Source organism: Granulicella rosea, from assembly GCF_900188085.1.
In the GTDB taxonomy this organism is placed as follows: Bacteria; Acidobacteriota; Terriglobia; order Terriglobales; family Acidobacteriaceae; genus Edaphobacter; species Edaphobacter rosea.
Map to the genome: position 1 here is coordinate 426,982 of NZ_FZOU01000001.1, position 25,336 is coordinate 452,317.

Below are 25,336 nucleotides of genomic sequence, written 5' to 3' on the forward strand. Positions count from 1 at the left end.
AAAAAGCAGGTCCTTCGCTGCGCTCAGGATGACAACATTCCTTGGCGATTCAAGCAAACAGCAAAACGTAACCTTTACGGTTGCATATCGTCTTCGCCCGCATCGTCAGGCCCGGCAGCCGCGGCTGCGGCCACCGGATCGAACTCCGTCATCTTGTACTCCACCGGCGGCGTCCCGCCCGCGAGGTAGCGCACGAAGTAGTCCCACCGGCGACGCGTCATGTACTGGCTGGCCGGGCCGTAGGCATGGCGGACGTTCGGAATCATGATCAGGTCGAAGTCCTTGTTCGCCTTGATGAGCGCGTCGACGAGCAGCAGCGTGTTCGAGGGCGGCACATTGTCGTCCAGCGTGCCGTGCGCCAGCAGCAGGTGGCCCTTCAGGTTCTGCGCGGAGTTCTGGTTCGCCTGCGAGTCATAGTTGCTCGTGCCATCGGCGTTCTTCACCACCAGGCCGGCCCACTTCTCCGCCCAGTCGTCTTCGTAGTCGCGGTTGTCATGGTTGCCGCTCTCGGCAATGCCCACCTTGAAGAAGTCAGGGTAATGAAACATCGCTGCGGCCGTGGCGTTGCCGCCGCCGGAGTGCCCCCAGATGCCGACGCGGTCGATGTCGATCCACGGATACCGCTCCGCGAGCTGGCGTATGCCGGCCACTTGGTCCGGGATCGTATTGTCGCCGAGGTTGCCGTAGTAGGCCTCGTGGAAGCTCTTCGAGCGGTTCGGCGTGCCCATGCCGTCGATGCACACGACGATGAAGCCAAGCTCCGCCAGCGACTGTGAATCGCGATGCGCGGCCATGAACTGCCGCGTGCCGCATGAACCCGTCTGCGGTCCGGGATAGACCACATCGACGATTGGATAGACCTTGTCGGTCGAGAAGTTCGAAGGCTTGAAGAGCATGCCGTAAAGGTCCGTCAACCCGTCGCGCCCCTTCACCTCGATCGGCACCGGAGCGGTCCAGCCCGAGGCCTTCAGACGCGCGATATCCTGGTGCGCGACGGCCATCAACACCTCGCCCGTCATGTCCCGCACCACCGTCTCCTGCGGCTGCGTGGGGGAAGAGAGCACGTCGACGAACTGGCTCTTCGCAACGTTCAACGTCACCTGGTGATTCACCGGCTCCGGCGTCAACAGCTTCTGGTTCCTGCCGTCGAAGTCGACGCGATAGAACATCTCAAAGTAAGGATCGACGCTGGGAACCTTGCCCACGGCCAGGAAGTAAATCACGCGATTCTTCTCATCGACCGAGAGCACCTGCGTGACGTTGCCCTCGCCCGCCGTGATCTGGTTCTTCAGCTTGCCCGTGGTCAGGTCGTAGAGATAAAGCTGGCCCCAGTCGTCGCGCTCGGAGAACCAGAGCAGTTCGTTCGACGCAGGCAGATAGCGCCAGTTCACCTTGTTGTCGCCGGACTCGAAGAACTTCGGCGCGACCTCGTTCATCACCTCGCGCACCGCGCCGGACTTCACATCGGCCACGCGCATCCAGGCCTGCTTATGATCGCGCGAGCTGGACACGAAGCCCAGCGTCCGGCTGTCGGCGGACCACTGCACATCGTCCCACACGCCTCGACACGCCACATCGTCGCAGATAGTAGACCGGTGCTGATCGGGCGGCATCTTCAGCCGCACCGTCCTCTTCGCATCCACGTCGATCACAACACGTTCAATCATGGTTACATTTTCATCGCCCACCAGCGGATACTTCAGCGTGGTCAACGTGGGGTGCCCGTTGGTCGTGTTGGTCAGGTAAAGCTCGCCGGTCTTGCGCTGATCTTGCTGGAAGGTCGCGATCTGCTTTGAGTCGGGCGACCAGACCAGAATGGCCCTGTCGGAGTGCGACCAACCGGCGTTGTCGGTCGCGTAGCCGTAGTCCTTCATGCCGTCCCTGGTCAACTGCGTCTCGGCGCCCGTGGCCGTGTCGCGCACCCACAGATTCCAGTCGCGGATGAAGGCGCTGCGCCTGCCGTCGGGCGAGGCGACGCCGGGTTCGAGCTTCTTATCAGGCGGGTTCGCCACGATGCAGGCGATGGCGTCCGCAAGCGCGCACGTCACCGGCTTGCCGCCAAGCGACAGCTTCACGCTCAACGCATCGCCCTTCAACGCAAGCTGCAATGCGGGCAACTGCTTCGGGTCGACTTCTTTCTTCGCGAGCCGCAGCGAGGTCAACGCAGCGGCCAGCTTCGCATGGTCGAACGCGGGCGCCTTCGTCTTCTTCGCCGGATCGACCAGCAGGTACGTGAAGCCATCCGCGCCCTGATCGCGATACCAGAAGCGTCCATCGGCCAGCCATGCGGGCTTGTCCACGGAATGCAGCACGAGCTTGTCCGTGTTGTAGCTCATGAACTTCTCCGCTTGCGCGTAGTCGGCGGCGGTGTAGACGCGCGGCTGCTGGGCGTGCAACGCGACGGTGAAGAGAGATAGGCATAGCAGCTTGCGTACGAACATACTTGTGATCTCCAGAAGCTCAACAGCCCGGGTGCCCCATCCTTCGCGCCTTTGCGAAGGGTGGGACGTATAAACCTCGAACATCCTACCTCCCACCCTTTCGATAAGGCCGAAAGATGGGGCGCCCAAGCTGTGTGACTCAGTCCATTTCGTTAGACGAGTCTTCACCTGCATCGGACGTACGCGGCAGCACACGCATGAGCTGCCGCAGCATACCCGTCCAAACCGGCGCGTCCGTGACGCTCAGGCCCATGCGCAGGATGAGACGTCGCAGGTTGGCCTCGCGCGCATTGGCCGGATTACGCCGCGTGTAGCCCGCGCGGTCGAGCACCTCGCGCAGCATGCCGAGCAGACGGTCGTTATCGGCGGCGCTCGCCTTCGTCTCCACAACCGCCGGCGTATCGACCGCAGCCTGCTGCGCGATGGCATACAGACACACGGCCACCGCCTGCCCGAGGTTCATCGAAAGATGCCGGCCCGGATGCAGATGGGCAGTACGCGTGTTCATCGGGATGGTCAGCAGCGCGTGGCAGTGGCTCAGCTCGTCGTTGGTCAGGCCAGTCTTCTCGGAGCCGAAGAGCAGGGCCACGCGGCCGGCGGGATCTCCCGATAGAACATCGGCGATCCTGCCGGTCGCCTCCGGCAGAATGTGCAGCGGATGCTGCAGCACGCGCTCGCCGACGGCCGTCGTGCCGTAGACGAAGGTGCAGTCGGCGGTAGCCTCGGCGACGGTCGCGTACTCGCGCGCGGCTTCGAGCACGGAGCTGGCGTCCACCGCGGACTTTGCCGCCTCGAACGGCACATGAAACTCATTGACGATGCGCAGATGCGCGTAGCCGAGATCGTGCATCGCACGCGCCACCGCGCCGATGTTGGCAGGGTTCCTGGCGCGGACGAGGATGACGACGAGCCGGTCCTGCTGGTTGGGTTGCATATCTAGATTCTACCGTCCGCAGCTCAGTCGCAGGGGTCCCATACTTCGAAGCCTTCAGCCAATGCTGCATCCTTCAAACCCTTATCCGATGCGATAAGACGCATCTGCGTTACCGCCAGGCGATCTCTTGCGACGATGGCGCTGCCGAGCTGCAACGCATCCAACGCACGCAAATAGTGCCGGTCGATCAACGCCATGGCCTCGTCATGCACCGAAGTATTGATCGGTTGCAGGACGAGCCGCCTCGCCTCGTTCGCTAGCAGGTTGAGCGCCAACGTCGCCTCCGCAGGGCTCATACGGTTTTCTTTCCGCAGCCTGCAGATGGCGGATGTAGCTTCCACTTGTGTAAGCGTGCAGACGATCTTGTTCCGGTCGTCTTCAGTGCTGGCGAAGTGCAGCATCTTCACGCTGCCTTTCTCCAGAACGAAGAGCTTCAGCAATGCGCTCGTATCGATAAAATGGAGAATCAGAATCTCTCCCGGTCGCGCAGAACGATCTCGGACGCCGAAAGACCTTCGCCACGCAGTTGGATCGGTCGATAACGCGCGGCGATCGCTTCGTCCTTATGCGCGTATCGCGGATCAGGGGCATGACCCGCCCCATCCAGCGTCTCGGCACCTTCCTCACCGAAAGACCAGCAGCCTTGCTTGATGAGAGTTCGACGAAGATCCCGAAAGAGCGTGCGATGAAACCGCACGCTCTCAGGGTTGTTTGTCACAGTCGTATGTGAATCGTCCGGACCGGTCAGGTGGATATGAATCCATTTGCCCTGACGAGATGCCCAGAGTCCATGGCCAATAACGACCGCGTTTCCGCTTCCGCGTTTGAACTTACGCACATCGCCAGGACTCATAGACGCCTCCACTTGCTGCGATTTTACGCCTTGCCCGCCAACTGCCGCAGCACGTACTGCAAAATGCCGCCGTGCTGGTAGTAGAGGATCTCCTGCGGGGTGTCGATGCGCACCGTGACGGGGAACTCGAGCGTCGTGCCGGTGCCGTTCTCCGCCTTCACCGTCAGGTTCTTGCCCGCGGCGAACTTCGAGTCGAGCATGTCCTTCAGCCCGACGATATCGAAGATCTCCTCGCCCGTCAGTCCGAGCGTCTCGGCCGATTCGCCCGGCTCGAACTGCAGCGGCAGGATGCCCATGCCGACCAGGTTCGACCGGTGGATGCGCTCGTAGCTCTCCGCGATGACGAAGCGGATGCCCAGCAGGCGCGGGCCCTTCGCTGCCCAGTCGCGCGAAGAACCGGAGCCGTACTCCTTGCCGGCGAGGATCGCCAGCGGAGTGCCGCGCTCGGCGTAGATCACCGACGCATCGTAGATCGACATGCCCGTCAGCTCCGGCAAGAGGCGCGTGACGCCGCCCTCCGTTCCCGGCGCCATCTTGTTGCGCAGGCGGACGTTCGCGAACGTGCCGCGCACCATCACCTCATGGTTGCCGCGGCGGCTGCCGTAGCTGTTGAAGTCCTCCTTGGCCACGCCATGTTCGAGCAGGTACTTGCCCGCCGGACCGTTCAGCTTGATCGAACCCGCCGGGGAGATGTGGTCGGTCGTGACGGAATCGCCCAGCACCGCGAGGCAGCGCGCCGCGCGGATATCCTGCACGTCGGCCGGAGTCGCGGGCATGTTGTCGAAGTAAGGGGCCTTGCGGATGTAGGTCGAATCCGGCTCCCAGCCGTAGGTGTCGCCCTCGGGAAACTTCAGGTTCTGCCAGTTGGCGTCGCCGTCCGAGACCGTCGAGTACTGCGTGCGGAACATGGTCGAGTCGATGCAGCTCGCCACGGTCGCCGAAACCTCCGCCTGCGTCGGCCAGATGTCCTTCAGGTAGACCGGCTTGCGGTCGTGGCCGAAGCCGATCGGCTCGGTCGCGAAGTCGTGGTTGATCGAACCGGCCAGCGCATACGCGACCACCAGCGGCGGGCTCATCAGGTAGTTCGCGCGCACCTCCGGCGAGATGCGGCCCTCGAAGTTGCGATTGCCCGAGAGCACCGAAACCGCCACCAGGCTGTGATCCTCGATCGCCTTGCTGACGTCGGTCGGCAGCGGGCCGGAGTTGCCGATACAAGTCGTACAACCGTAGCCGACCACCTGGAAGCGCAGCGCGTCCAGATACTTCAGCAGCCCGGCCTTGGTGTAGTAGTCGGTCACGACGCGGCTGCCGGGCGCGAGCGAGGTCTTCACCCAGGGCGGCGTCTTCAGACCCAGCTCCACCGCTTTCTTGGCGAGAAGCCCGGCGGCGATCATCACATAGGGGTTCGAGGTGTTCGTGCAGCTCGTGATCGCGGCAATCACGATCGAGCCATGGTCGAGATACTTGTCCGGATCGACGCCAAAACGTCCCTGCACACTGGTCGGCGCGACGGTCAGGCTGGCGACCGGCAGCGTCTCGACCTGCACCAGATCGCCGCCTGCGGGCGACGCGATGGCGCTGGCCGAGAGGTCGCTTCCGCCCTCACCCTCCCAACGCACCATCTGGCGCTCGACCGACTTATTTCCGGCAGGCCCCAGCAGCGCAGGCAGCGCCTTCGCAAAGCTGGCCGCCGCGCCCGACAACAGCACGCGGTCCTGCGGGCGCTTCGGTCCGGCGAGCGACGGTTCGACCGTAGCCAGGTCGAGCGAGAGCGTCGCGGAGTACTCGGCCTCGGGGGTCTCGGCGGTGTGGAACATGCCCTGCTCGGTCATGTACGCCTTGACCAGCGCGATCTGCTCGTCGGTGCGACCGGTCAGGCGCAGGTAATTGAGCGTCTCCTCGTCCACAGGGAAGATGCCGCAGGTCGCGCCGTACTCGGGCGCCATGTTGGCGATGGTGGCGCGGTCGGCCAGCGGCAGCTCCGCGATGCCAGGGCCATAGAACTCCACGAACTTGCCGACGACGCCCAGCTTGCGCAGCGCCTCCGTCACGGTCAGGACGAGGTCGGTCGCGGTGGTGCCCTCCTTCAGCTTGCCCGTCAGCTTGAAGCCGACGACCTGCGGGATGAGCATCGAGACCGGCTGGCCCAGCATGGCGGCCTCTGCCTCGATGCCGCCGACGCCCCAGCCCAGCACGCCCAGGCCGTTGACCATCGTAGTGTGCGAGTCCGTGCCGACCAGCGTGTCGGGATACGCGGTGACGGTTCCATCCTCAGCCGGCGCGGTCGTGAAGACCACCCGCGCAAGGTATTCGAGGTTCACCTGGTGGCAGATGCCCATGCCCGGCGGCACGGCGGAGAAGTTGTTGAAGGCCGTCTGACCCCACTTCAGAAACGCATACCGCTCGCGGTTGCGCGTGAACTCGAGCGCGGCGTTCAAGTCATAGGCGTGCGCCGTGCCAAACTCGTCCACCTGCACGGAGTGGTCGATGACCAGCTCGGCCGGCTGCAGCGGGTTGATCTTCTCGGGGTCGCCGCCCAGCTCGCGCATGGCGTCGCGCATGGCGGCGAGATCGACGATGGCCGGCACGCCGGTGAAGTCCTGCATCAGCACGCGAGCCGGCATGTAGGCGATCTCGCGCGAGGGCTCCGCCTTGGGGTCCCACTTGGCGAGGAACTTGATGTCGTCCGCCGTCACCGAGCCGCCGTCCTCATGACGCAGCAGGTTTTCGAGCAGGATGCGCAGCGAGAAAGGAAGCCGCGAGAGCTTCAGGCCGGGCGTTTCGAGCTGCAGCGCGGCTTCGAGCGCCGCCAGCCGGTAGAGCGTCACGGCGCTGGCGCCGGAGGTGAGGGTCGATTTCGATTGGAAGGAGTCGGGGTGCTGGGTCGTCGAGCTCAAGGCGTATCTCCTGAAAAGGTTCGTCGGGGCAGGTTCGTAAAAGCCGGCGCGAGGGGGCGGGCTTTCAAAGTCGAAGAGATGGTAATCGGGAGGAATTGGGCAAAACGAACTTCAGGCGCGACCGCGGTCGGGGCGACCGTGACGAAAGCGCTTCGTGCTGGGAAGACAGCCTGCCATCGACTTTCAGTCTAACGCCACCGGCAGGCGCGTGGCGCGAGATTTTTTAGAGGGACAACTTCCAACGCTTGGGTGCCCATCCTTCGCGCGGTTGCGAAGGGTGGGACGTAACTCGCCGGGACCTGTTGTGCGTGGCTCAAACATATTCGTCCCAACCTTCGCCCAGAATCGGTCGAAGGATGGGGCACCCAGGATTTGAGGTCGGTTTATGACAACTTGTTCCAGACGCGAGCGTTAGCATCTGCATCACATGTATTTGCACGACGAGGATGGCACGATGAAACGCACAAAGGTATCAGGCACTTACGGAAAGATCTGGACGGCAACGACGGCCCTGGGCATCGCAACGCTCTCCCTTTCGCTGGCCGCAACCGGCTGCAAGAGCAACACCACCAGCGGCGCCGACGGCTTCGTGCAGCAGCAGAACCAGACCGGTGCGGACCCCGCGGCCGCGAACCTGGCGCCGGCGAACGAATCGACCACGCAGACCAGCTCCAGCCAGCAGTCCGGACAGGTGCTCGGCATCCGCGCCGAGGGCCAGACCACCCAGCAGGGTGAGAGCTATCAGAACGGCCCCGCGCCCATCGTCCGCCAGGCGCCCTCTGGCGGCTACGCCCAGGACGATTCCCAGTACTACGACAACGGCGCCTACCAGACCGACGTCGATGCCGGACAGGCCGCGCTCGAGGCCGACCAGGCTCCACCGCCGCTGCCGGTCTATACGCAGCCCGAAGCACCCGAACCGGACGACCTCTGGACCCCTGGCTACTGGGACTACGCGCCCTCCGGCGGATACTACTGGGTGCCCGGCGCATGGGTCGCCGCGCCTTATGCCGGTGCGCTTTGGACGCCCGGTTACTGGGGCTACTATGGCAACCGTTACCGCTTCCATCGCGGCTACTGGGGTCTTCACATTGGCTTCTACGGCGGCATTCCGTATGGCTTCGGCTACACCGGCTTCGGGTACGAGGGTGGGTACTGGAACAACAACCACTTCTTCTACAACCGCGCCGTCAACCGCATCAACGTAAACACGTTCCACAACGTCTATGTGCGCAACGTGACGGTGACCAACAATGTACGCGTCAGCTATAACGGCGGGCCCGGCGGCCTGAACGTACGTCCGCGCCCGGCGGAGATCGCCGCGCTGCGCGAAAACCACACTCCGCCGATGCAGGCGCAGATTCAGCATGCGCGGCAGGCGCAGGGCGATCGCCAGCAGTTCTTCAACCAGAACCACGGCGCCCCGGCGCAGGCGGTCGTCACCCGCAACCTGCCGGCCGATCGGGGCATTCAGGCGCCGGCACGCGGCGGATTCGGCGGCGGGGCGCGTCCGACGAACACCCCGGCGGCTGGCGCTCCGCGCGCGGTGCAGGGGCCGGAGCGCGGCGGATTCGGTCAGCAGCAGCCGAACCGCGTGGCCCCGAACCAGATGACGCAGCCGCACGTTCAGCAGCCGAACCAGCGGTTTGAGCCGAACCAGCAGCAGGCACATCCGCAGCCCCAGCAGAACCGGCAGGCAGAGCCACAGCGTCCGGCGCAGCCGAATCCGCAGGTGCAACGCAATATGCAGGTTCAGCAGCAGCACGCAATCCAGCAGCCGGCTCGTCCGCAGGAGGCGCACCGCGCTCAACCGCAGGCGCAGCCGCGTCCTCAGCCCGAGGCGCGTCCGCAACCGCAGCAAGCGCGTCCGCAGCCTGAGCAGCGGCCCGCGCCGCAGCCCCAGCAGGCTCGCCCGCAGCCGCAGGTACAGCCTCATCCCCAACCCCAGCAGCCTCACCCGCAGGCGCAGCCGCATCCCGCGCCGGCAGAGCACGAAGGCCACCACTAAATCCTCACTGTTCGCGAAAGACGCCACCGAAGATTCGTCTTCGGCGGCGTTTTTCGTCTCCGCCATGCGAATGAACCCCCACCCTCGCCCCTGCATCCAATGGTGAGAGGCACGGAGACACACCATGGTCCACACCGCCGTCGTCGATTCCCGCATTCAACGCCGCTTGCTCTGGGCCGCGCTCGCCACCGCGCTCACCCTGGGCCTGCTGATCGCCCCGCATGTCGCCGCGGCCCAGGCTTCCAGCTCGATAACCGCGCAGTCCGCACCCGCGATCCAGACGCCCGTCGCCCCCGCGCGTCCGCGCCGCAGACGCCGTGCAGCGGCGGCCGCGTCCAAGACACAGCCCGCGCCCGCCACAACGCCCATCCGCACCGACGCGCAGCGCGAGCAGGACGCGCGTCTGCTCGCCCAGCAACAGGCCGCCTCGCAGGCGACCAAGGCCGTGAACGACGCGCAGGTGCAGGCATACGACGCCAACCGCCGCAAGGTCCAGAACGAACCCCGCATCCAGGATGCCCCCACCATGCAGGAGGCGCCGCGCGCGCCCGTGACGCCCGATCCCGAAGGCATCCACGACGCACCTGGGCCGGCGGATACAGCGCCCGTCCAACTGCCAACCCTGAACACCACACCCGCGACTCCGGCGCCGGCGCCGCCTCCGCAGTAGGAATAGGAAGAAGAGAAGCGGCAAGAAGAAGAGTAGCGGCTTGGGATGTTGTCCTCCTAAGCGTAGCGAAGGATCTGCTTTGGCCTTAGTCGGTGCAGTCTTCTGTGCGGCCACAAGCAAGACGCAGGTCCTTCGACTCCGCTGCGCTTCGCTCAGGATGACAAACATCGCGGGCGCGATGACACCAGGCAATGAGTCTCGATCTTATCCCCTCCGTCCTAAGCCTTATCCCTCGCGCTCCCATTCCCTATAATCAGAGGCATGAGCATCGATAGCGGTACTCGCCGGCGGTTGATGCTCGGCTTCCTCTCCGGTTGGGTTTCGAAGCTCGGGACATCCATCATCCAGTTCGTCCAGGTGCCGTTTTTCCTGCACTTCTGGCCGGAGACGCTCTTCGGCGAATGGCTGATCGTCACCTCCATCCCCACCTATCTCAGCTTTTCGAACATCGGCTTCGGCAACGTCGCGGGCAACAAGATGAACATGCTCGCCGCGCAGGACGACCGCGAAGGCGCGCTGCGCGTCTTCCAGAGCACATGGTGGCTGATCGTCGGCCTGCTCGCCATCTCGGGCTCCGTCGGCGCCGCGCTGATCTACCTGTTGCCGGTCTCCGAAAAGCTCCGTCTGCACGCGATCTCGCCCGCCGACACACGCTGGATCCTCGTCTATCTCGGCTTCTCCATCCTGCTCGGACAGTTGGAGACGCTGTTGCAGTCGGCCTATCGCGCCGTCGGCCGGTACCCCTACGGCAGCTTCGTCAAGAGTTCGATCTCGCTCGTCTCCTTCGCCTGCATGTTGATTCCCGTGGGGCTCGGCTACGGCCCGCGCGCGACGGCCCTGGTCTACGCCGCCGCCAACGTCGCCGGGACAATCCTGCTCATCGTGCTCGTGCGCCGCGACATCCCCTGGATTCGCTACGGCTGGTCGCACGCCTCGATGGACGAGGTGCGCTCGCTGGTTGTGCCGGCGATCGCCTTCATGGGCTTCCCCATCGGCATCTCGCTGAACCTGACCGGCACGCTGCTGGCCGTGGGCTATGCACTGGGGCCGACGGCGGTGGTCGTCTTCAGCACCGCGCGCACGGTCTCGCGCGTCGCGCTGCAGATGGTCCAGATGGTCAACAGCACCTTCGAGCCGGAGTTCTCGAAGTCCTTCGCGCAGGGCAACGCGGGGCTGATCCGGTCGCTGCACAGGCGCGCCTGTCAGTCCGCGCTGCTGCTGGCGGCGGTCGTCGTCGCGGGCATGATCGCGCTCGGCCCCTGGTTCCTGACGCACTGGACCTCCGGCCACGTGCCGCCCAGCCGTCCGCTGCTCTCACTGCTGCTGCTGGTGGTGGTGCTCTTCTCGCTCTGGTCGACCAGCTCAACGGTCATGACGGCGACGAACAACCACCAGAAGCTGGCCGGCGTCTACCTTGCCGCGACGGGCGTCACGGTGGGGATCACGTGGCTGGCCGCGCAGCACTACGGACTTTACGGCGCGGCGGCCTCACTGCTGATCTCGGAGCTGCTGATGAACCTCTACGTGCTGCCGGAGTCGTTGAAGCTGGCCCACGATACGCTGCCGGAGTTCCTCCGCAGCCTGCTGACCGTGCCGCCAGCGCTGCATCCGCAGGCGCTGCTGCGCAGGCTGCGGCGGTCCAAACCCGCGCTCGAGTCATAGTGGCTGGGTATCGGGAGTCCCACGCAGTGTTAAGGGCACGTCTTCAGACGTGCCATCCAGACCGCATCCCGTTGGCGGCTTCAGCCGCTGAGGTACGCTTGTAGCCCGGCGGCGCCACGAACGAAAGCAGAACCCCAGCGGCTGAAGCCGGATTCGCGACCAACCGAGCGGCATGGCTGAAGCCATGCCCTTAAAAAGCCACAGGCGTCGCGACCGCTGGGAGAGGGCTTCACCCCGACGCCATCTCTGGACCCTGCCCCCTGAACCCTATACCCTTGACTCAATGCACAAGCCGACCCTGCTCATCCACGGCGGCGCCTGGGCCATGCCCGACGCCGAGATCGACGCCCACGAAAACGGCATCGCCAACGCCCTCGCCGCGGGCTACGCGCTGCTCGAAAAGGGCGGCACGGCCATCGACGCGGTCGAGGCCGCCGTCGCCGTCATGGAAGACGACGAGACCTTCGACGCCGGGCGCGGATCGTTCCTCACCAACGACGGCCGCGTCCAGATGGACGCCCTGATGATGGACGGCAACACCCTGCGCGCGGGCGGCGTCGCCTGCGTCGAACGCATCAAGAACCCCATCCGCGCCGCCCGGCTGGTGCTCGAAAAGAGCCCGCACGTCTACTTCGTCGGAACCGGCGCCGAGCGATTCGCGCTGCAGCACGGCATGCTGCCCTGCCACAACACCGACCTCGTCACGCCGCGCGAGCAGAAACGCCTCTACGCCGCGCAGGAGGCCGAACTCGCCGGCCTGCCCGATACCACCTTCTCCGGCCATCTTGCCTCGCACGACACCGTCGGCGCGGTCGCCATCGACGCCGAAGGCCACCTCGCCGCCGCCACCAGCACCGGCGGCACGCTGAACAAGGCGCCCGGCCGCGTGGGCGACAGCTCGCTGATCGGCTGCGGCTGCTACGCCGACAACCACTCCGCCGCCGTCTCGCTGACCGGCTGGGGCGAGCCGATCATGAAGCTCGTGCTGGGCAAGTGGGCGGTCGACCGCGTAGCCGCCGGCGCCACCCCGCAGCAGGCCGCCGAAGAGGCCATTGCCTACCTCTACCAGCGCCTCGGCGGACACGGCGGCATTATCCTCATCGGCCCGGACGGCTCGCTGGGCCTCGCGCACAATACGCCGAGAATGGCCTGGGGCATTGCGACTGCGGATGGGCAACGGCTGGGTGTGACGCGAAACTGAACTTACGGAAGTTCATCCCATGGGTTGAGAAGTGTCAGGCCACGCCCAACGAAATCTTTCATATTGCGAGTCACCAGCGTAAGCCCATGCTCCAGGGCTGTCGCGGCGATCAGCCCGTCCGCCGTACTCATCGGTTTGCCGGCGAGCTGGGCCTGTCCATCGAGGACTCCCCAACGGTTCGCGACAATGTGATCGACGGGAAGAATTCGCCCCTGAAATCGTTGTAGCAGCGTTCCTTCAAGCCAGTTCTCGAGCTGGGTGCGTCGCCTGCCGGGAGCCAACGTTACAAATCCGCGACGTAGCTCTCCGATCGACATCGCACTCAGAAAAAGAAGAGCCTCTTCCTGCCCGTATACCCAGCGCATTACGCGTGGCTCTGGCTGGATGCGAATCAGCTCGGAAGGGATATTGGTGTCCAGCAGGAAGCCATTCACAGGTCGACGGGGCGAGCCATGGAAGGATTGCGGGTGAACTCGATGTCGTCCGCCAAGCCCCGAACGGATTCAAACATCTCGCGAAGACTTTGATTCTCTCGGTCGCTCTCCGACGCGGGCCCGGAGGGGAACGGCGCAGACTTCAACGCGTAAAGGAGCACGTCCTCGACATCTTCGAAGACGCCGCTCGCCATCCGCCGCTCAATCAGAGCTTCGATCTCGGGCTCGTGAATCTCAACGCTCATCGCTGGCTCCTCCGCTGATCCGAGTATGGGAATTTAGAAGTTAGGTGTCAAGCAAGCGCCTGTCCGCGCGAGCGCATAAAATAGAACACAATGCAGCCCGCCCCACTCTTCCCCGAAGCCAACCAGCCGGACCCGCGTCTCGTCGAAATCGACGCGCTGCTGGAGGCCCGGTACGGCGCCGAGGTGAAGCCGCGCGAGGTGTGGGACCCGCTCACCCAGTTCATCTACTCCATCCTGTCTTCCCGCACCAAGACCGAGGACTCGCACCAGGTGCTGCGCGATCTCCGCGCGCGCTTCGGCACATGGGAGAACCTGCGCGACGCGCCCGTCGCCGAGATCGAGCAGACCATCCAGGCCGCGACCTTTGCCGACGTCAAGGCCCCGCAGTTGAAGACCGCGCTGCAGCAGATCACCGCGCGCTACGGCTCGCTGACGCTGGACTTCCTGGCCAAGTACCGCACGGACAAGATTCGCCAGTGGCTGGAGCAGTTCGCCGGCGTCGGCCCCAAGACCTCGGCTGCGGTGGTCAACTTTTCCACCCTGCGCCGGCGCGCCCTCTGCGTGGACTCGCACCACCTGCGCGTGACCCAGCGGCTGCGCCTGACGCCACGCGCCGACGCCGCCGTCACCGAAGAACGCCTGATGCGCCTGGTCCCCGAGAGCTGGGACGCCGAGCGGCTCGACCATCACCACTCGCTCATCAAGCTGCATGGCCAGACCTACTGTACCTTCGACCAGCCGAAGTGCGCGGCCTGCCCGCTGTTGGCGGTATGCCCCACCGGCCAGCGCAATACGGCGGGGTAGGCTCCTTTCCCGCCTCGCCCAAATGCCTGTCATCTTGAGCGGAGGGATGCGCAGTCTCATCGCGCGTCCGCAGTCGAAAGACCTGCTGTTCTCCCGAAGCACCTCGGCCGTGACAAGAGAAGCAGCTCCTTCGGCTGCGCTCAGGATGACATGCGTTTGAGATAGCGCAGGAAAACTCAGCTACCGCATCAGCGCCGACTCCTCGAACCTCTCCAGCAGCTCCGCCACATCCTTATAAACCTCGATGCATCCAGCCGCCAGCAGCTCCTTCTCCGTCCAGCCCCCGGAACAGACGCCGATCGTCCACACCCCGGCCTTGCCCGCGGCCTCCGCGTCGTAGGGAGTGTCGCCCAGCGCCAGCGCCTTCGCCGGCTTGACCCCAAGCCGCGACAGCACAGCGGAGAAGATATCCGGATGAGGCTTGCTGCGCTTTGCATCGTCGGCTGACGTCTCCTCGTCGATCAGGCCCTCCATCCCGACGATCTTCTTATACGTCGTGAGATCCTGCTTGCTGGCCGAACTCGCGAGCGCTGGCTTGATGCCAGCCTCTTTCAACCGCACCAGGAACTCGCGCGCCTTCGGCAGCGGCTCCACGCGATGCAGAAAGCCGGTCTGGAAGACGAACTTACGATAGGCCTCCAGCGGCTCCTGCACGTGATCCCGCAGCCACCACGGCACAAACACAGGCACAAGCTCATCTCCGCCCTTGCCGATCTGCTGGCGAATGTCCTCGATCTCGAGCTTGATTCCCATCCCGGCGAACGCGACCTGCCACGCCTCCGCGTGCAGCCAGTTGCTCTGGACCAGTGTTCCGTCGATATCGCACAGCAGCGCCTCAATCATCCCCTCACCTCACGCCCTGAGATGCACCGAACGCCCGCCGGGGCATAAACTACCCAACATGGACATCGCGACCCTCAACGACCACTTCGGACTCCCGGGCGTCCTCGCCTTTGAAGATCACGCAGGCCTTACCCGCGCGCGGATCACCACGCCGGCCTGCACCGCCACCGTCTACCTGCACGGCGCGCACCTGACCCACTGGCAGCCCACCGGGCAGAAGCCGGTCCTCTTCCTCAGCGACAAGTCCGAGTTCGCCGCGAACAAGGCCATCCGCGGCGGCGTGCCGATCTGCTTCCCCTGGTTCGGCGCCCGCACCGGCGTCCATAAGGTAACGCTGACCGGCGACCGCGCCGACGGCCCCATGCACGGCTTCGCCCGCCTGCAGAGCTGGACCGTCGCCTTTGCCGCGCTCTCGCCCGCCGACGGCTCGCTGCGGCTGGTCCTGACGCTCGACCCCTCGCCCGAGAGCCAGGCGCTTGGCTTCGACCACTTCCGCGCCGTCTACGAGCTCTCGCTCGGCGCGACCCTGACCATGAAGCTGACCGTCGCCAACGGCGGCACAGAGCCGCTCGTCTTCGAAGAGGCTCTCCACACCTACTTCGCCGTCGGCGACGCCGGGAAGACCTTGGTCCACGGCCTCGAAGGCGCGACTTACTACGACAAGACCGACGGAATGGCCACGAAGCACATGCCCGCCGAACCCTTCCTCTTCACCCAGGAGACCGACCGCGCCCTGCCCTCCACCACCGCCAACGTGGTCATCGAAGACACGGTCAACGCCCGCAGGATCCACGTCGACAAGTCCGGCTCGAACACCTCCGTCGTCTGGAACCCGTGGAAGGGCATGGCCGATTTGGACGCCAGCCAGTCGCACCAGTTCGTCTGCGTGGAGACGGTGAACGGCTTCGAGAACGCCATCACGCTCACGCCCGGCGAAAGCCACTCCATGACCGCCCACATCGGCATCGAATCAGTCTGAATGGAAGACAGATTGATGTTGAGCGGTCTTGGTTAAGGGCACGGCTTCAGCCGTGCCACTAGCTCCGGACTTGGATTGCGGCTTCAGCCGCTGAGGTACGGTTCTCGCCTTGAGGCAGCTCGAACGAAAACGATACCTCAGCGGCTAAAGCCGGATTAGCCATAAGGCGTTTACGGCACGGCTGAAGCCGTGCCCTTAGCAATACCAAACCCTGTAATCCATACGAACGGACTCCCATGCTCATCCTCGCCTCCGCCTCCCCTCGCCGCCGCGAACTCCTCACCCAGGCCGGTCTCACCTTCGAGGTGCAGGCCGCCGACCTGGACGAGACGCCCCTGCCCGATGAGGCTGCAGCCGCCTACGTGCAGCGGCTGGCGGTCGAGAAGGCGCAGGCTGTCCACAAGCTGAACGCGCACCGCGACACGCCGGAAGACCCGCTGATCGTCCTCGCAGCCGACACCACCGTCGTGGTCATCGCCGAGACCGACCGCATCCTCGGCAAGCCAGCCCACGCCGCCGAGGCCGAGGAGATGCTCACCCTGCTCTCGGGCCGCACCCACGCCGTGATGACCGGCGTCGCAGCCGTCACCTCGCAGCGCGTCTGCTCGGACGTCGAGATCACGCAGGTCACCTTCAACCTCATCAAACCGGACGAGATCGCCGCCTATGTCGCCACCGGCCACCCGCTCGACAAGGCCGGCGCATACGGCATCCAGGGCTACGCCGCGCGCTGGATTCCGCGCATCGAGGGCGACTACTACAACGTCGTCGGCCTGCCGATCGCACGGGTGGTCGCGCTGCTGGCCGAGGCAATTGCGCCGGGGGTGAAGTAGCTCGTTTGGAGAGGACTTAGCTTTGGGGTAGGTCAAGGAGCCTGCAGGTAGGCCAAGGCTTCAGCCTTGGCACTCACAAGCAGCCATGAAGCGGGGCTTCAGCCCCTGGGGTACGCTCTCGCATGGGGCCGACGTTGGATCATTCCGTCACAAACGTCTTCAACGTATCCAGGAACTTCTGAGTGAACGGCTCTCCGGCTACGTGCTCCTCATACCAAACATGAAACCTGCTCTCAAGGAAGCGGTAGACCTCCAAACGGTCCTCATACACTTCGATCTCAGAGCCGCTCCACAAGAACCTGACTGTAGTCCAGTAACCCTTACAGACATCGGTTGGAAGCGCAACGCCGGCTCGGCATACCTCCAAAAGGTCACCTACATTGGCGATCGTGCGTGAATCGAACGGATCCGGGTTCAGCGCCAAGACCTGATTCACTTCGGCCTCGACCTGATCCCATCCGCTCTTTCGCATGTCCTTGTATCCCGTTCTGGGACGATCCGCAGCAAAAGAACGGAGCATACCCCAGGGGCTAAAGCCCGCGTCATTCCTGAGTTTGGCGCCAAGGCTAAAGCCTTGGCCTATCTTCAAAACGCCCGGCGCCAGCTAAGCCTGCGGCCGCAAAGCAGCTTCAATCCCCGCATTCACCTCGGCATGCGCAAACTCCGCCGCCACGCGTATGCCGTTCATGATCGCCTTCGCGTTCGACGAGCCGTGCCCCACGATGCACACGCCGCGCACGCCCAAGAGCGGCGCGCCGCCGTACTCGGAGTAGTCGAGCCGCTTCTTAAAGTCCGAAAACGCACGCCGCGAGAGCAGCGCGCCGACCTGCGAGGTCACGGTCGACTTCAGCGACTCGCGCAGCAGCGTGCTAAACAGCTTCGCCGCGCCCTCGATGCTCTTGAGCGCCACATTGCCGACGAAGCCATCGCAGACAGCCACGTCGACCCGGTTGTTGAACAGGTCGCGGCCTTCGACGTTGCCGATGAAGTTGAGATTCGGCAGCGCTTTGAGCAGCGGAAAGGTATCCCGCGTAAGCGAGTTGCCCTTGGTGTCCTCTTCGCCGATCGAGAGCAGGCCAATGCGCGGACTGGAGATTCCCAGCACATTCTGCGCATACATGTGACCCATGACGGCAAACTGGACGAGGTTCTCGGGATCGCTGTCGACGTTGGCGCCGACGTCAAGCAGCAGCGAGGGCTGCCCGCTCATCGTCGGCAGGATCGTCGCCAGCGCGGGCCGGTCGACGCCGGCCAGTGAGCCGAGCACCATCTTCGCCGTCGCCATGGCGGCGCCGGTGTTGCCCGCGGTGAGAAAGGCCGCCGCACGGCCCTCGCGGACCATCTTCAGGCCCACGCGCATGCTGGAGTCGCGCTTGGAGCGGACCGCCTGAGCGGCCTTATCCTCCATGCTGATCCACTCGCTCGCGTGAACGATCTCGATGGGCAGGCGAGCGCCTCGCAGCGCCGTCTTCAGGGCAGGAGCCAGCGTTCCCTCCGGGCCGACCAGGCGAACGCGAATATCGCTCTCCAGGGTGCGGCACGCAAGGATGGCCCCTTGAATCTCCGATTCAGGGGCCTTGTCCGAACCCATTGCATCTACTGCGATGTCGATTGGCATTCCGCTCGATCGTCTGGGTTCTGCTGCTTGATGATAGTTACGCTGCGACCTTCGCTACGCCCGCAATGACGCGACCCTTGTACTCGCCGCACTTGGGGCAGACGCGATGGGGGAGCTTGCGCTCCTGGCAGTTGGGGCAGAGGTTGCTGTTCACAGGCGTGAGGAAGTCATGGCTGCGACGCTTGGCGGTGCGCTGTGCGGAGTGGCGCCGTTTCGGATTAGGCATTTCGGTATCCCTTCAAACTCTTCTGGTTGGCTGCGGAATGCGCTCTGAACAAGGCGCCTCACACCGCGCAAAACTCGGTCCTGCAATTTAGTGCTCGATATGACCAGCGAGACCCGCAAGCGCATTCCACCGGGGATCAACCTCGGTCTCGGCGCATTTACAGGTTGCAACGTTCAGGTTCTGGCCACAACGCGGGCAAAGGCCCTTGCAGTCGGGCTTGCAGAGCGTCCGTCCGGGCAGGGAGAGAAGCACCTGCTCTCGCACGACATCCTCAAGCGAAAGACCACCTTTTCCATAATACCCGATTTCGGTCTCGTCTGCCGTAATTGCTCGTTCGCCAGCCTCCGCATCGGCCTCTTCGGGCCGGAAGATGAGGTCGAAGTCGCCTTCCACGGGGTTGAGGACGGGGTCGACGCAGCGCGCGCACAGCACCTCGAACTCCGCCGCATAGTGCGCGCGGATGCGGATATCCTGCACCGTATCCTGCGGGCCGCGATGCTCCAGCAGCAGGTCGGCCTGACCTTCTACCGACATAAGGCCAGTCTGGCGGGTGTCCGGCGCATAGTCGATCGCGCCGGCAGGAATGCTCTCCTCAAAGTGCAGAGCTTCTTTTTCGAGTTGGAGCGGGGTGATCAGCATCTTGCCTTAAGCGTATGGGGTGGAGACCGCGGGGTCAACTCGAAGCTCGGGCGACGCCCCTAACCCGCTCCCTGCGCGCGGGTTACACCGCTCCGCCGGATCGATTCAAAAGATGCAACAAATTTTGGAACCGCGCGGAAAATCCGCACGACGTCATCGGAAAAAACCGCGCCACGCTTGATCGCGAAAAATAATTTTGACAATGATGTTCAATCGTGGATATTATGGTCTTGCGTATACGCGAGTCGATTTTAGATTTCACGGAACACCAACCAGACCTGCCTCCCCGGGCAGGACGCCGCAAGCGAAACGAGGTCCGGCCAGACTTCGCACCGCGCGACGGGAGCAGGTTCAGGAGACAACCATGAAGATGACCACGCGCACCAAACTGACGACCGCAGTTGCAGCCCTTGCGATGACCCTCCCCACCGTCGCCGCGCACGCCGAAAAGAAGCCCACCGTGCTGCTCGTACACAGCGCCGCCCAGGCCGATGCCGACTGGAAGAACCTCTCGCTCGAGCTTGCCAGCGAAGGCTACCGCGTTCTCGCGATGAAGGTTCTGCCGAACCAGTCCGCCGCCGACGAGCGCGCCGAGCTGACGCAGTTCATCGGCAACGAAGACGCCAACAGCCGCTTCCTGGTCGTCACCAGCGAGCCGGCCGGCGCCACGGTCTCGGACTTCGCCGGCACGCTCGGCAACCGCGTGAAGAGCGTCGTCTACCTGACGACCGCCCCGACGGTCGCCGCCGTCTCGGCGACCCCGCAGTACTTCGTCCAACTGACCGCCGCCAAGACGCAGCCGGTCGAGACCAGCGAGCTGCGCTATAGCGTTCACGCCGCCGGCCCGCAGATGGTCGCCTCCACCAGCGACCTGGTCGGCGTGATCGAGGCGGTCGACGCGAAGAAGTCGCAGGCCGGCTCCTTCAGCGCCACGCACCCGGCGACCTCCCTCGCGGCCACGACGAAGGTGGCGGCGCACAGCGCGACGTCGCTCAAGTAGCTTTCTCCCCAGTTTGCTCGCCCGGCCGCAAGGCCCGTGCGACCCCAGCCCCCGCCCGGACATTCCGGTGCGGGGGCTGTTTTCTTGCATTCCATGACTTCGCATGCAGACCCGGATGCTCTATCGCGGCTTCGTCAGCAGCCACTGCAGATTCGCCTTCACGGTCGGCCATTCGGACGGCAGAATGCTGTACACGCACATGTCGCGCAGCGCGCCGTTGCGCGTGAAGGAGTGGTTTCGGATCACACCGTCGAGCTTCGCGCCGAGGCGTTCGACCGCGCGGCGGCTCGGCTGGTTCATGCTGTGAACCTGAAACTCGACCGCGATGCAGTCCAGCGCCTCGAACGCGTGTGTGAGCAGCAGCAGCTTGGCCTCGGTATTGATGCCCGTGCGCTGCACGCTCTTCGCGTACCAGGTAGAACCGATCTCGACCCGGCGATGGGCGCTCTGGATGTTCATGTAGGTCGTCATCCCCACGGCGCGCCCGGAGCCCAGGTCGATGACAGCAAAGGGAATCATCGACCCGGCGGCCTGCAGCCCAAGCCGTCGCTCGATCTCGCCGCGCACGTTCTCCGGCTCCGGCGGAAAGGTAAACCAGAGCTTCCAGAGCTCGCCGTCCTTCACCGCCGCGACCAGATCGTCGTGATGGTCGAGCGTCAGAGGCTCCAGACGCACCAGGTCGCCGGTCAAGGTGACCGGTTTGAACTCGACCGCTCCGGGCGACGGCTGATAGCGATTCATCGCAAGCTCTCGATGAGGTCCGCGCGGGCGATCTTGACCTGCTCGCCGGTTGCGAAGGTCTTCACGGTCAGGATGCCGGTCGCGACCTCGTCCTCGCCGAGGATGACGACCCTGCGGGCGACCTTGTCCGCGGCCTCGAAGCTCTTCTTCAGGCGGAAGCTGCCGTCGCCCACCTCGACCGACAGGCCGGCGCGGCGCAGCTCACGCGCCAGCGCGAGCGCGGCGGCGTTCTGCGGCACGCCCATGGGGGCGATGTAGGCGTCGAGCTGCTTCGCCGTCGCCTCGGGGTACTGCGCCTGCAGGATCAGGATCAGACGATCCGCGCCGATGGCGAATCCGATGCCCGGCGCGCGCGGACCGCCCAGCATCTCGCTCAGGCCGTCGTAGCGTCCGCCGCCCAGCAGCGCGTTCTGCGTGCCCAGGCCGCTGCCGTCCGGCACGGTGAACTCGAAGGTCGTGCGGGTGTAGTAGTCCAGCCCGCGGACGAGGCGCGGGTTGATCCGGTAGGGCACGCCGCTGGCGTCGAGCGCCGCGCGGACCTGCGCGAAGTGCTCGGTGGAGGCCGCGTCGAGGAAGTCCGCGATCTTCGGCAGACCGTTGATGATCTCCTGGTCGTTCTCGTCCTTGGAGTCCAGCACGCGCAGCGGATTGGTCTCCGCGCGGCGCTGGTTGTCCTCGCACATCCGGTGCTTGACCGGGGCCAAAGCCTCTTTCAAGGCTGCGACGTAGCGCGGGCGATCGGTCGACGACCCGACGGAGTTGATATCGAGCTGCCATCCCTTCACGCCAAGCTCGTCCAGCAGGGTGGAGAGCATCTCCAGAATCTCCGCGTCGCGGACAGGGCTCTCGGAGCCGGCGGATTGCGGGCCAATGACCTCCGCGCCGATCTGGAAGAACTGACGGTAGCGGCCCTTCTGCGGGCGCTCGCGGCGGAACTGTGGCCCGATGTAGTAGAGCTTCTGCAGGTTGCCGGTCGCGTCCAGCTTGTTCTCGATGTAGGCGCGGACGACTCCGGCGGTGTTCTCCGGGCGCAGGGTCAGGCTCTGCGACTTCTCGCTGGCGGCGCGGGCGCGGTCCTCCCAGGTGAACATCTCCTTGGAGACGATGTCGGTCTCCTCGCCTACGCCGCGCGCGAAGAGTTCGGTCGCCTCGAAGATCGGGGTGCGGATCTCGCCGAAGCCGTAGCGCGCGAAGACGCTGCGGGCGACCGCCTCCACGCGGTTCCAGAGCTCGGTTTCAAAAGGGAGAAGGTCGCGGGTGCCACGGACTGCCTTGACGATTGCCATAGTCTTCCAGTCTAACGAAAGTGCGGTCAGGCAGCTTGGGCGCCCCATCCTTTCGGCTTCATCGAAAGGGTGGGAAGTACATCGTTCGAATGTCTTACGTCCCACCCTTCGCAAGAGCGCGAAGGATGGGGCGCCCGAAGATTCTGACCTGCGCTAAAATTCGGCCATGGCCAACCCGATTGCCAATCTCTTGAAGGATTTCAAGCAGAAGCGCCGCCTTAGCCGCGCGCGGTCGCTGCCCGCGATGCAGGCGCGCATTCTGCACGCGGAGGCCAAACAGGTTCAGGCAAAGGACGAGCTGGCGTTTGAGATTGCGCTCTCCTACCGGTTCGAGGCCGACGGGCAGGCGGCGTACGGGTCGGCCTTCAGCGTCTGGTTTCCGGTCGAGAACTATGCGAAATCGCTGGCCGCGCAGGTCACGCCCGAGGCGAAGCTGAAGGTCCGTTATAACCCGAAGGATCCCTTCGAAAACTACGCCCTGGCGTCGGACAATCCTGGCGTTCTGCCTTTTCAACTGGCCGAGTAAACGGCTTAGCATCCCGGATGACTCCGCAGTCATCCTATCTTCCGTGACGCGAGATGCGTCTTACGAAGATCGGCTGCAATGGGCCCAGGAAGCCCCGTTATGGAAAAGATTCGTCTCCGGTTTCAGATCGTCGCCACCATCGCACTCCTCTGTATCGCCGTACTGGCCTCCGCCCAGCAGACGCCCAGCCCGGCAACCCCGCCTGCCCCGGCCGCCAGTGGCGCTCCCGCCGACCCAACCGCGCCGACCTCCACCGCGCCTTTGACCAAGGACCAGATGAAGGCGCAGCGCAAGCAGCAGAAGGCGCAGGAGAGCGCCACCAAGGCGCAGGCCAAGGCCGCGAAGGAAAACGCCAAGGCGGTCAAGCAGCAGAACAAGGCGACCAATGCGCAGGAGAAGGCCGCCCAGAAGTCGGCGGCAACCGCGCCCGCCGCTACCGCGCCCGCGCCTCCGCCGTCCAACTAGACCCTAATTGAACCCAAACGCCGGATGGGCTGCCGATTGATTCGGGCAGCCCATCCGGCGTTTGGCGCTGTTCGGTTAGGGACGAACGCCAAGCATGTTCGTCGCGGTCGCCTGCGAGGTTGGAACGACCGTCGGTGCGCCGGCCCCGATGAACTGATTGAGCACGTTGCCGCCCGACGTCCACACATTGCCGGACCCATCGATGGCGATACCGGTCGGGTTGGCGGGCACGTTGTTCGAGAAGGGTACACCCGGATAGAGGACACCGGTCGAGGTCAGGCGCACGAGGGTCCAGTTGCCCAGGTTCGTCATCCAGACGCTGTTCGCGCCGTCGACCGCCACGGCGATCGGGTCGGAGACGCCGCTGTAGTTGACCGTGAACGGCGATCCGGCAAGCGCCGCGCCTGAGCTATTGACGGCGGCGAGTTGGCCTCCCGAGGCGTTGGTAAACCAGACGTTGCCGCTGGCATCCACCGCGCCATCGTTCGAGACGGAGCTGCCGGCGCTGCCGAAGGTCCCGATCTGCGCGCCGGTGGGCGTCGACAACTCGGTGATTCCCTGCACCGAGTTTCCTGTGTCGGTCTGCACCCAGAGATGCCCCTGCGCGTCCGCGACAGTCGTGTCGCTTCCTGAGACGGCGATGTAGCTCACGGCTCCGGCAGGAGTGACCCGGGCAAGACCCGCAACTGTGGCCGACCAGGCATTGCCACTCGCATCGAAGGAGACAGACCGGCAGATTGCCTGCGAACCGCAGTTGTAGCCAAGATTCGAAAGCGCGGCGCCGTTATTGTTGAACTCCGACAGACCGTGATAACCGGCGGTGTTGGCCGAAGCGTTCGCCACCCACACGTTGTTCTGCGGGTCGATCGCGATGCGGGTCGGCTGCGAAAGGCCGCCGCCGACGAACCCGGTCGTGCCGGAGAGCGCCACGCCCAGCGGCGAGAACTCCGAGACGGAGTTGTTGCCGTAGTTCGCCAGCCAGATGTTGCCGTAGCCGTCGGCGGCCAGGTCCATCGACGTGCTCATACCGCCGCCCGTATAGCTGATCGACAGGTTCCAGTCCGACGGAGCGGAAGAGAGCGTAGGCGCGAACGCCACCTGCGGGGTCGCGAGCGTGAACCGCTGGGCGACGCTGACACCCGCGTTGTGCGCCAGGTTGATGATCGCGGTCACGGTGTCGGACGGCTTCGTTCCGGTCAGGCCGCCCGAGAGCGTGTTGTTGAAGAGGGTCGTGCAGCCGGCCGAGGTGGGGCCGGTCGAGTTCACACAGGAGACCAGGATATTGGCCAGCGCATTCAACTGCGTCTGCTGCACCGTGCCGTTGCCCGCCGGAGTCTTCGTGAGGGCGACGCCCGTACTGACGTTGACCAGATTGCCGAAGTTCGCGAAGGCGTTCGCGATGCCGACGAGGGCGCCCGCCGAGCCAGAGCTCGAGACGTGGGTTCCGTCTACCGCGAAGCCGGAGAACGAATACGCCGCAGCGGCCGTCGTCACCTCGTTCACCCAGATGTAGGGCACGGTAGCGGCGAAGTTGCCCGCCGAGGGGCAGGAACCGATGATCGACAGCAAGGCCGCGGCGCTGTTGACGCCGGATCCGGGATTTCCGCCCAGCGAATAAAGGTAGATCTGGGCGCCGGGCGTGCAGGTGTAGTCGCCCGCGATGCTGAAGCTGCCGTCGTTGCCGGTGGTCACGTAGTAGTCGCCGTTCGTGGCTCCTCCGCTGGTGTCGAGGTGCGTATTGGCGGCGCTCTTGAGCAGCGAGACCGAGGCTGCGCCGTAGCCGGTGGTGTTGGCGGCGAAGAGATAGATCTGCGCGCCGGCGATCGGCTGCTGGCCGCCGTGGACGCGGCCCTGGATGGCGGCGCCGGTGACGGGGCTGGCCACAGCATCGCGGGCGGGCGAATTTGCACCGCAGCCGGTAAGAAGAAGGGTAAGGACAGGCAGGCCTAACAGCGCTAAACCTTTGAATCGAAACATGATTTCTCCCGTGGTCGACAAATCGAATATTTGGTTGGATCGCGGATGCGAAGA

25 protein-coding genes are annotated in these 25,336 nt (G+C 64.7%); 10 read left to right on the forward strand and 15 right to left on the reverse strand.

The window, feature by feature from the left end:
* Positions 1-74 precede the first annotated feature (74 nt).
* The 5 genes from CHB87_RS01950 to acnA all read right to left on the reverse strand — a co-directional run bounded on the left by CHB87_RS01950 (position 75) and on the right by acnA (position 7,125).
* Positions 75-2,441, reverse strand: coding sequence for a S9 family peptidase (locus CHB87_RS01950; RefSeq protein ID WP_245817765.1), 2,367 nt, complete (start codon positions 2,439-2,441; stop codon positions 75-77).
* A 139-nt stretch (positions 2,442-2,580) separates the two neighbouring features.
* Complete coding sequence (locus tag CHB87_RS01955; protein ID WP_089406692.1) at positions 2,581-3,375, reverse strand: RNA methyltransferase; 795 nt, start codon at positions 3,373-3,375, stop codon at positions 2,581-2,583.
* Positions 3,376-3,398: 23 nt separating this feature from the next.
* On the reverse strand, positions 3,399-3,848 hold the full coding sequence (locus CHB87_RS01960; RefSeq protein WP_089406693.1) for a PIN domain-containing protein: 450 nt from the start codon (positions 3,846-3,848) through the stop codon (positions 3,399-3,401).
* Entirely contained in the window at positions 3,842-4,228 is a 387-nt protein-coding gene (locus CHB87_RS21755; RefSeq protein WP_142988162.1) for a hypothetical protein, read from the reverse strand. The genes CHB87_RS01960 and CHB87_RS21755 overlap by 7 nt, the downstream gene beginning before the upstream one ends.
* 23 nt (positions 4,229-4,251) lie before the next feature.
* Positions 4,252-7,125 carry an aconitate hydratase gene (gene acnA / locus CHB87_RS01965; protein ID WP_089406694.1) on the reverse strand — a complete coding sequence of 958 codons (2,874 nt, stop codon included), beginning with the start codon at positions 7,123-7,125 and terminating at the stop codon, positions 4,252-4,254.
* A 454-nt stretch (positions 7,126-7,579) separates the two neighbouring features.
* On the opposite strand from acnA, the gene CHB87_RS22435 reads away from it, so the two are divergent.
* From CHB87_RS22435 to CHB87_RS01990, 4 genes are all read left to right on the forward strand, one after another.
* On the forward strand, positions 7,580-9,133 hold the full coding sequence (locus CHB87_RS22435) for a YXWGXW repeat-containing protein (protein WP_217896996.1): 1,554 nt from the start codon (positions 7,580-7,582) through the stop codon (positions 9,131-9,133).
* 124 nt (positions 9,134-9,257) lie between these two features.
* Complete coding sequence (locus CHB87_RS01980; protein WP_089406695.1) at positions 9,258-9,803, forward strand: hypothetical protein; 546 nt, start codon at positions 9,258-9,260, stop codon at positions 9,801-9,803.
* Between the two features lie 261 nt (positions 9,804-10,064).
* Positions 10,065-11,465, forward strand: coding sequence for a lipopolysaccharide biosynthesis protein (locus tag CHB87_RS01985; protein WP_089406696.1), 1,401 nt, complete (start codon positions 10,065-10,067; stop codon positions 11,463-11,465).
* Between the two features lie 283 nt (positions 11,466-11,748).
* Complete coding sequence (locus CHB87_RS01990) at positions 11,749-12,666, forward strand: isoaspartyl peptidase/L-asparaginase family protein (protein ID WP_089406697.1); 918 nt, start codon at positions 11,749-11,751, stop codon at positions 12,664-12,666.
* A gap of 2 nt (positions 12,667-12,668) precedes the next feature.
* Here CHB87_RS01990 and CHB87_RS01995 read toward each other — a convergent pair whose 3' ends face one another.
* Positions 12,669-13,100, reverse strand: a complete 432-nt coding sequence (locus CHB87_RS01995) for a type II toxin-antitoxin system VapC family toxin (RefSeq protein WP_089406698.1) — start codon at positions 13,098-13,100, stop codon at positions 12,669-12,671.
* Entirely contained in the window at positions 13,097-13,345 is a 249-nt protein-coding gene (locus CHB87_RS02000; RefSeq protein WP_089406699.1) for a hypothetical protein, read from the reverse strand. Before CHB87_RS02000 ends, CHB87_RS01995 begins: the two co-directional genes overlap by 4 nt.
* A gap of 90 nt (positions 13,346-13,435) precedes the next feature.
* On the opposite strand from CHB87_RS02000, the gene CHB87_RS02005 reads away from it, so the two are divergent.
* Positions 13,436-14,149 carry an endonuclease III domain-containing protein gene (locus tag CHB87_RS02005; protein WP_089406700.1) on the forward strand — a complete coding sequence of 238 codons (714 nt, stop codon included), beginning with the start codon at positions 13,436-13,438 and terminating at the stop codon, positions 14,147-14,149.
* A gap of 180 nt (positions 14,150-14,329) precedes the next feature.
* Here CHB87_RS02005 and CHB87_RS02010 read toward each other — a convergent pair whose 3' ends face one another.
* A complete protein-coding gene (locus tag CHB87_RS02010; protein ID WP_089406701.1) occupies positions 14,330-14,992 on the reverse strand; it encodes an HAD family hydrolase in 663 nt (220 codons plus the stop codon).
* A gap of 58 nt (positions 14,993-15,050) precedes the next feature.
* On the opposite strand from CHB87_RS02010, the gene CHB87_RS02015 reads away from it, so the two are divergent.
* Positions 15,051-15,971 (forward strand): D-hexose-6-phosphate mutarotase, encoded by a 921-nt coding sequence (locus tag CHB87_RS02015; RefSeq protein ID WP_089406702.1) that lies wholly within the window; start codon positions 15,051-15,053, stop codon positions 15,969-15,971.
* A gap of 236 nt (positions 15,972-16,207) precedes the next feature.
* Positions 16,208-16,804, forward strand: a complete 597-nt coding sequence (locus CHB87_RS02020) for a Maf family protein (protein ID WP_089406703.1) — start codon at positions 16,208-16,210, stop codon at positions 16,802-16,804.
* 139 nt (positions 16,805-16,943) lie between these two features.
* Here CHB87_RS02020 and CHB87_RS02025 read toward each other — a convergent pair whose 3' ends face one another.
* The 4 genes from CHB87_RS02025 to CHB87_RS02040 form a co-directional block, all read right to left on the reverse strand.
* A complete protein-coding gene (locus CHB87_RS02025; protein ID WP_142988163.1) occupies positions 16,944-17,276 on the reverse strand; it encodes a hypothetical protein in 333 nt (110 codons plus the stop codon).
* 132 nt (positions 17,277-17,408) lie between these two features.
* Positions 17,409-18,422, reverse strand: coding sequence for a phosphate acyltransferase PlsX (plsX, locus tag CHB87_RS02030; protein ID WP_089406705.1), 1,014 nt, complete (start codon positions 18,420-18,422; stop codon positions 17,409-17,411).
* Between the two features lie 37 nt (positions 18,423-18,459).
* Positions 18,460-18,648: a 50S ribosomal protein L32 gene (gene rpmF, locus CHB87_RS02035; protein WP_089406706.1), complete on the reverse strand. Its 189-nt coding sequence runs from the start codon at positions 18,646-18,648 to the stop codon at positions 18,460-18,462.
* 87 nt (positions 18,649-18,735) lie between these two features.
* Positions 18,736-19,287, reverse strand: coding sequence for a YceD family protein (locus CHB87_RS02040; RefSeq protein ID WP_089406707.1), 552 nt, complete (start codon positions 19,285-19,287; stop codon positions 18,736-18,738).
* A 364-nt stretch (positions 19,288-19,651) separates the two neighbouring features.
* Here CHB87_RS02040 and CHB87_RS02045 point away from each other — a divergent pair, with 364 nt between their 5' ends.
* On the forward strand, positions 19,652-20,287 hold the full coding sequence (locus CHB87_RS02045; protein ID WP_089406708.1) for a hypothetical protein: 636 nt from the start codon (positions 19,652-19,654) through the stop codon (positions 20,285-20,287).
* A 120-nt stretch (positions 20,288-20,407) separates the two neighbouring features.
* Here CHB87_RS02045 and CHB87_RS02050 read toward each other — a convergent pair whose 3' ends face one another.
* Positions 20,408-21,028, reverse strand: coding sequence for a GNAT family N-acetyltransferase (locus tag CHB87_RS02050; RefSeq protein WP_089406709.1), 621 nt, complete (start codon positions 21,026-21,028; stop codon positions 20,408-20,410).
* Positions 21,025-22,314: a histidine--tRNA ligase gene (hisS, locus tag CHB87_RS02055; RefSeq protein ID WP_089406710.1), complete on the reverse strand. Its 1,290-nt coding sequence runs from the start codon at positions 22,312-22,314 to the stop codon at positions 21,025-21,027. The genes CHB87_RS02050 and hisS overlap by 4 nt, the downstream gene beginning before the upstream one ends.
* Positions 22,315-22,480: 166 nt before the next feature.
* Between hisS and CHB87_RS02060 the strand changes: the two genes are divergently transcribed.
* Positions 22,481-22,840 (forward strand): DUF3592 domain-containing protein, encoded by a 360-nt coding sequence (locus tag CHB87_RS02060; RefSeq protein WP_089406711.1) that lies wholly within the window; start codon positions 22,481-22,483, stop codon positions 22,838-22,840.
* Between the two features lie 99 nt (positions 22,841-22,939).
* Positions 22,940-23,305, forward strand: a complete 366-nt coding sequence (locus CHB87_RS02065) for a hypothetical protein (RefSeq protein WP_089406712.1) — start codon at positions 22,940-22,942, stop codon at positions 23,303-23,305.
* 75 nt (positions 23,306-23,380) lie between these two features.
* Here CHB87_RS02065 and CHB87_RS02070 read toward each other — a convergent pair whose 3' ends face one another.
* Positions 23,381-25,282: an NHL repeat-containing protein gene (locus CHB87_RS02070; protein WP_142988164.1), complete on the reverse strand. Its 1,902-nt coding sequence runs from the start codon at positions 25,280-25,282 to the stop codon at positions 23,381-23,383.
* Positions 25,283-25,336: the final 54 nt, after the last annotated feature.

Bases quoted from the DNA above. Each gene is read 5' to 3' on its own strand.
- CHB87_RS01950 (WP_245817765.1), bottom strand. From the start codon at position 2,441: ATGTTCGTACGCAAGCTGCTATGCCTATCTCTCTTCACCGTCGCGTTG.
- CHB87_RS01955 (WP_089406692.1), bottom strand. From the start codon at position 3,375: ATGCAACCCAACCAGCAGGACCGGCTCGTCGTCATCCTCGTCCGCGCC.
- CHB87_RS21755 (WP_142988162.1), bottom strand. From the start codon at position 4,228: ATGAGTCCTGGCGATGTGCGTAAGTTCAAACGCGGAAGCGGAAACGCG.
- CHB87_RS22435 (WP_217896996.1), top strand. From the start codon at position 7,580: ATGAAACGCACAAAGGTATCAGGCACTTACGGAAAGATCTGGACGGCA.
- CHB87_RS01980 (WP_089406695.1), top strand. From the start codon at position 9,258: ATGGTCCACACCGCCGTCGTCGATTCCCGCATTCAACGCCGCTTGCTC.
- CHB87_RS01985 (WP_089406696.1), top strand. From the start codon at position 10,065: ATGAGCATCGATAGCGGTACTCGCCGGCGGTTGATGCTCGGCTTCCTC.
- CHB87_RS01990 (WP_089406697.1), top strand. From the start codon at position 11,749: ATGCACAAGCCGACCCTGCTCATCCACGGCGGCGCCTGGGCCATGCCC.
- CHB87_RS02000 (WP_089406699.1), bottom strand. From the start codon at position 13,345: ATGAGCGTTGAGATTCACGAGCCCGAGATCGAAGCTCTGATTGAGCGG.
- CHB87_RS02005 (WP_089406700.1), top strand. From the start codon at position 13,436: ATGCAGCCCGCCCCACTCTTCCCCGAAGCCAACCAGCCGGACCCGCGT.
- CHB87_RS02010 (WP_089406701.1), bottom strand. From the start codon at position 14,992: ATGATTGAGGCGCTGCTGTGCGATATCGACGGAACACTGGTCCAGAGC.
- CHB87_RS02015 (WP_089406702.1), top strand. From the start codon at position 15,051: ATGGACATCGCGACCCTCAACGACCACTTCGGACTCCCGGGCGTCCTC.
- CHB87_RS02020 (WP_089406703.1), top strand. From the start codon at position 16,208: ATGCTCATCCTCGCCTCCGCCTCCCCTCGCCGCCGCGAACTCCTCACC.
- CHB87_RS02025 (WP_142988163.1), bottom strand. From the start codon at position 17,276: ATGCGAAAGAGCGGATGGGATCAGGTCGAGGCCGAAGTGAATCAGGTC.
- plsX (WP_089406705.1), bottom strand. From the start codon at position 18,422: ATGCCAATCGACATCGCAGTAGATGCAATGGGTTCGGACAAGGCCCCT.
- rpmF (WP_089406706.1), bottom strand. From the start codon at position 18,648: ATGCCTAATCCGAAACGGCGCCACTCCGCACAGCGCACCGCCAAGCGT.
- CHB87_RS02040 (WP_089406707.1), bottom strand. From the start codon at position 19,287: ATGCTGATCACCCCGCTCCAACTCGAAAAAGAAGCTCTGCACTTTGAG.
- CHB87_RS02045 (WP_089406708.1), top strand. From the start codon at position 19,652: ATGAAGATGACCACGCGCACCAAACTGACGACCGCAGTTGCAGCCCTT.
- CHB87_RS02050 (WP_089406709.1), bottom strand. From the start codon at position 21,028: ATGAATCGCTATCAGCCGTCGCCCGGAGCGGTCGAGTTCAAACCGGTC.
- hisS (WP_089406710.1), bottom strand. From the start codon at position 22,314: ATGGCAATCGTCAAGGCAGTCCGTGGCACCCGCGACCTTCTCCCTTTT.
- CHB87_RS02060 (WP_089406711.1), top strand. From the start codon at position 22,481: ATGGCCAACCCGATTGCCAATCTCTTGAAGGATTTCAAGCAGAAGCGC.
- CHB87_RS02065 (WP_089406712.1), top strand. From the start codon at position 22,940: ATGGAAAAGATTCGTCTCCGGTTTCAGATCGTCGCCACCATCGCACTC.
- CHB87_RS02070 (WP_142988164.1), bottom strand. From the start codon at position 25,282: ATGTTTCGATTCAAAGGTTTAGCGCTGTTAGGCCTGCCTGTCCTTACC.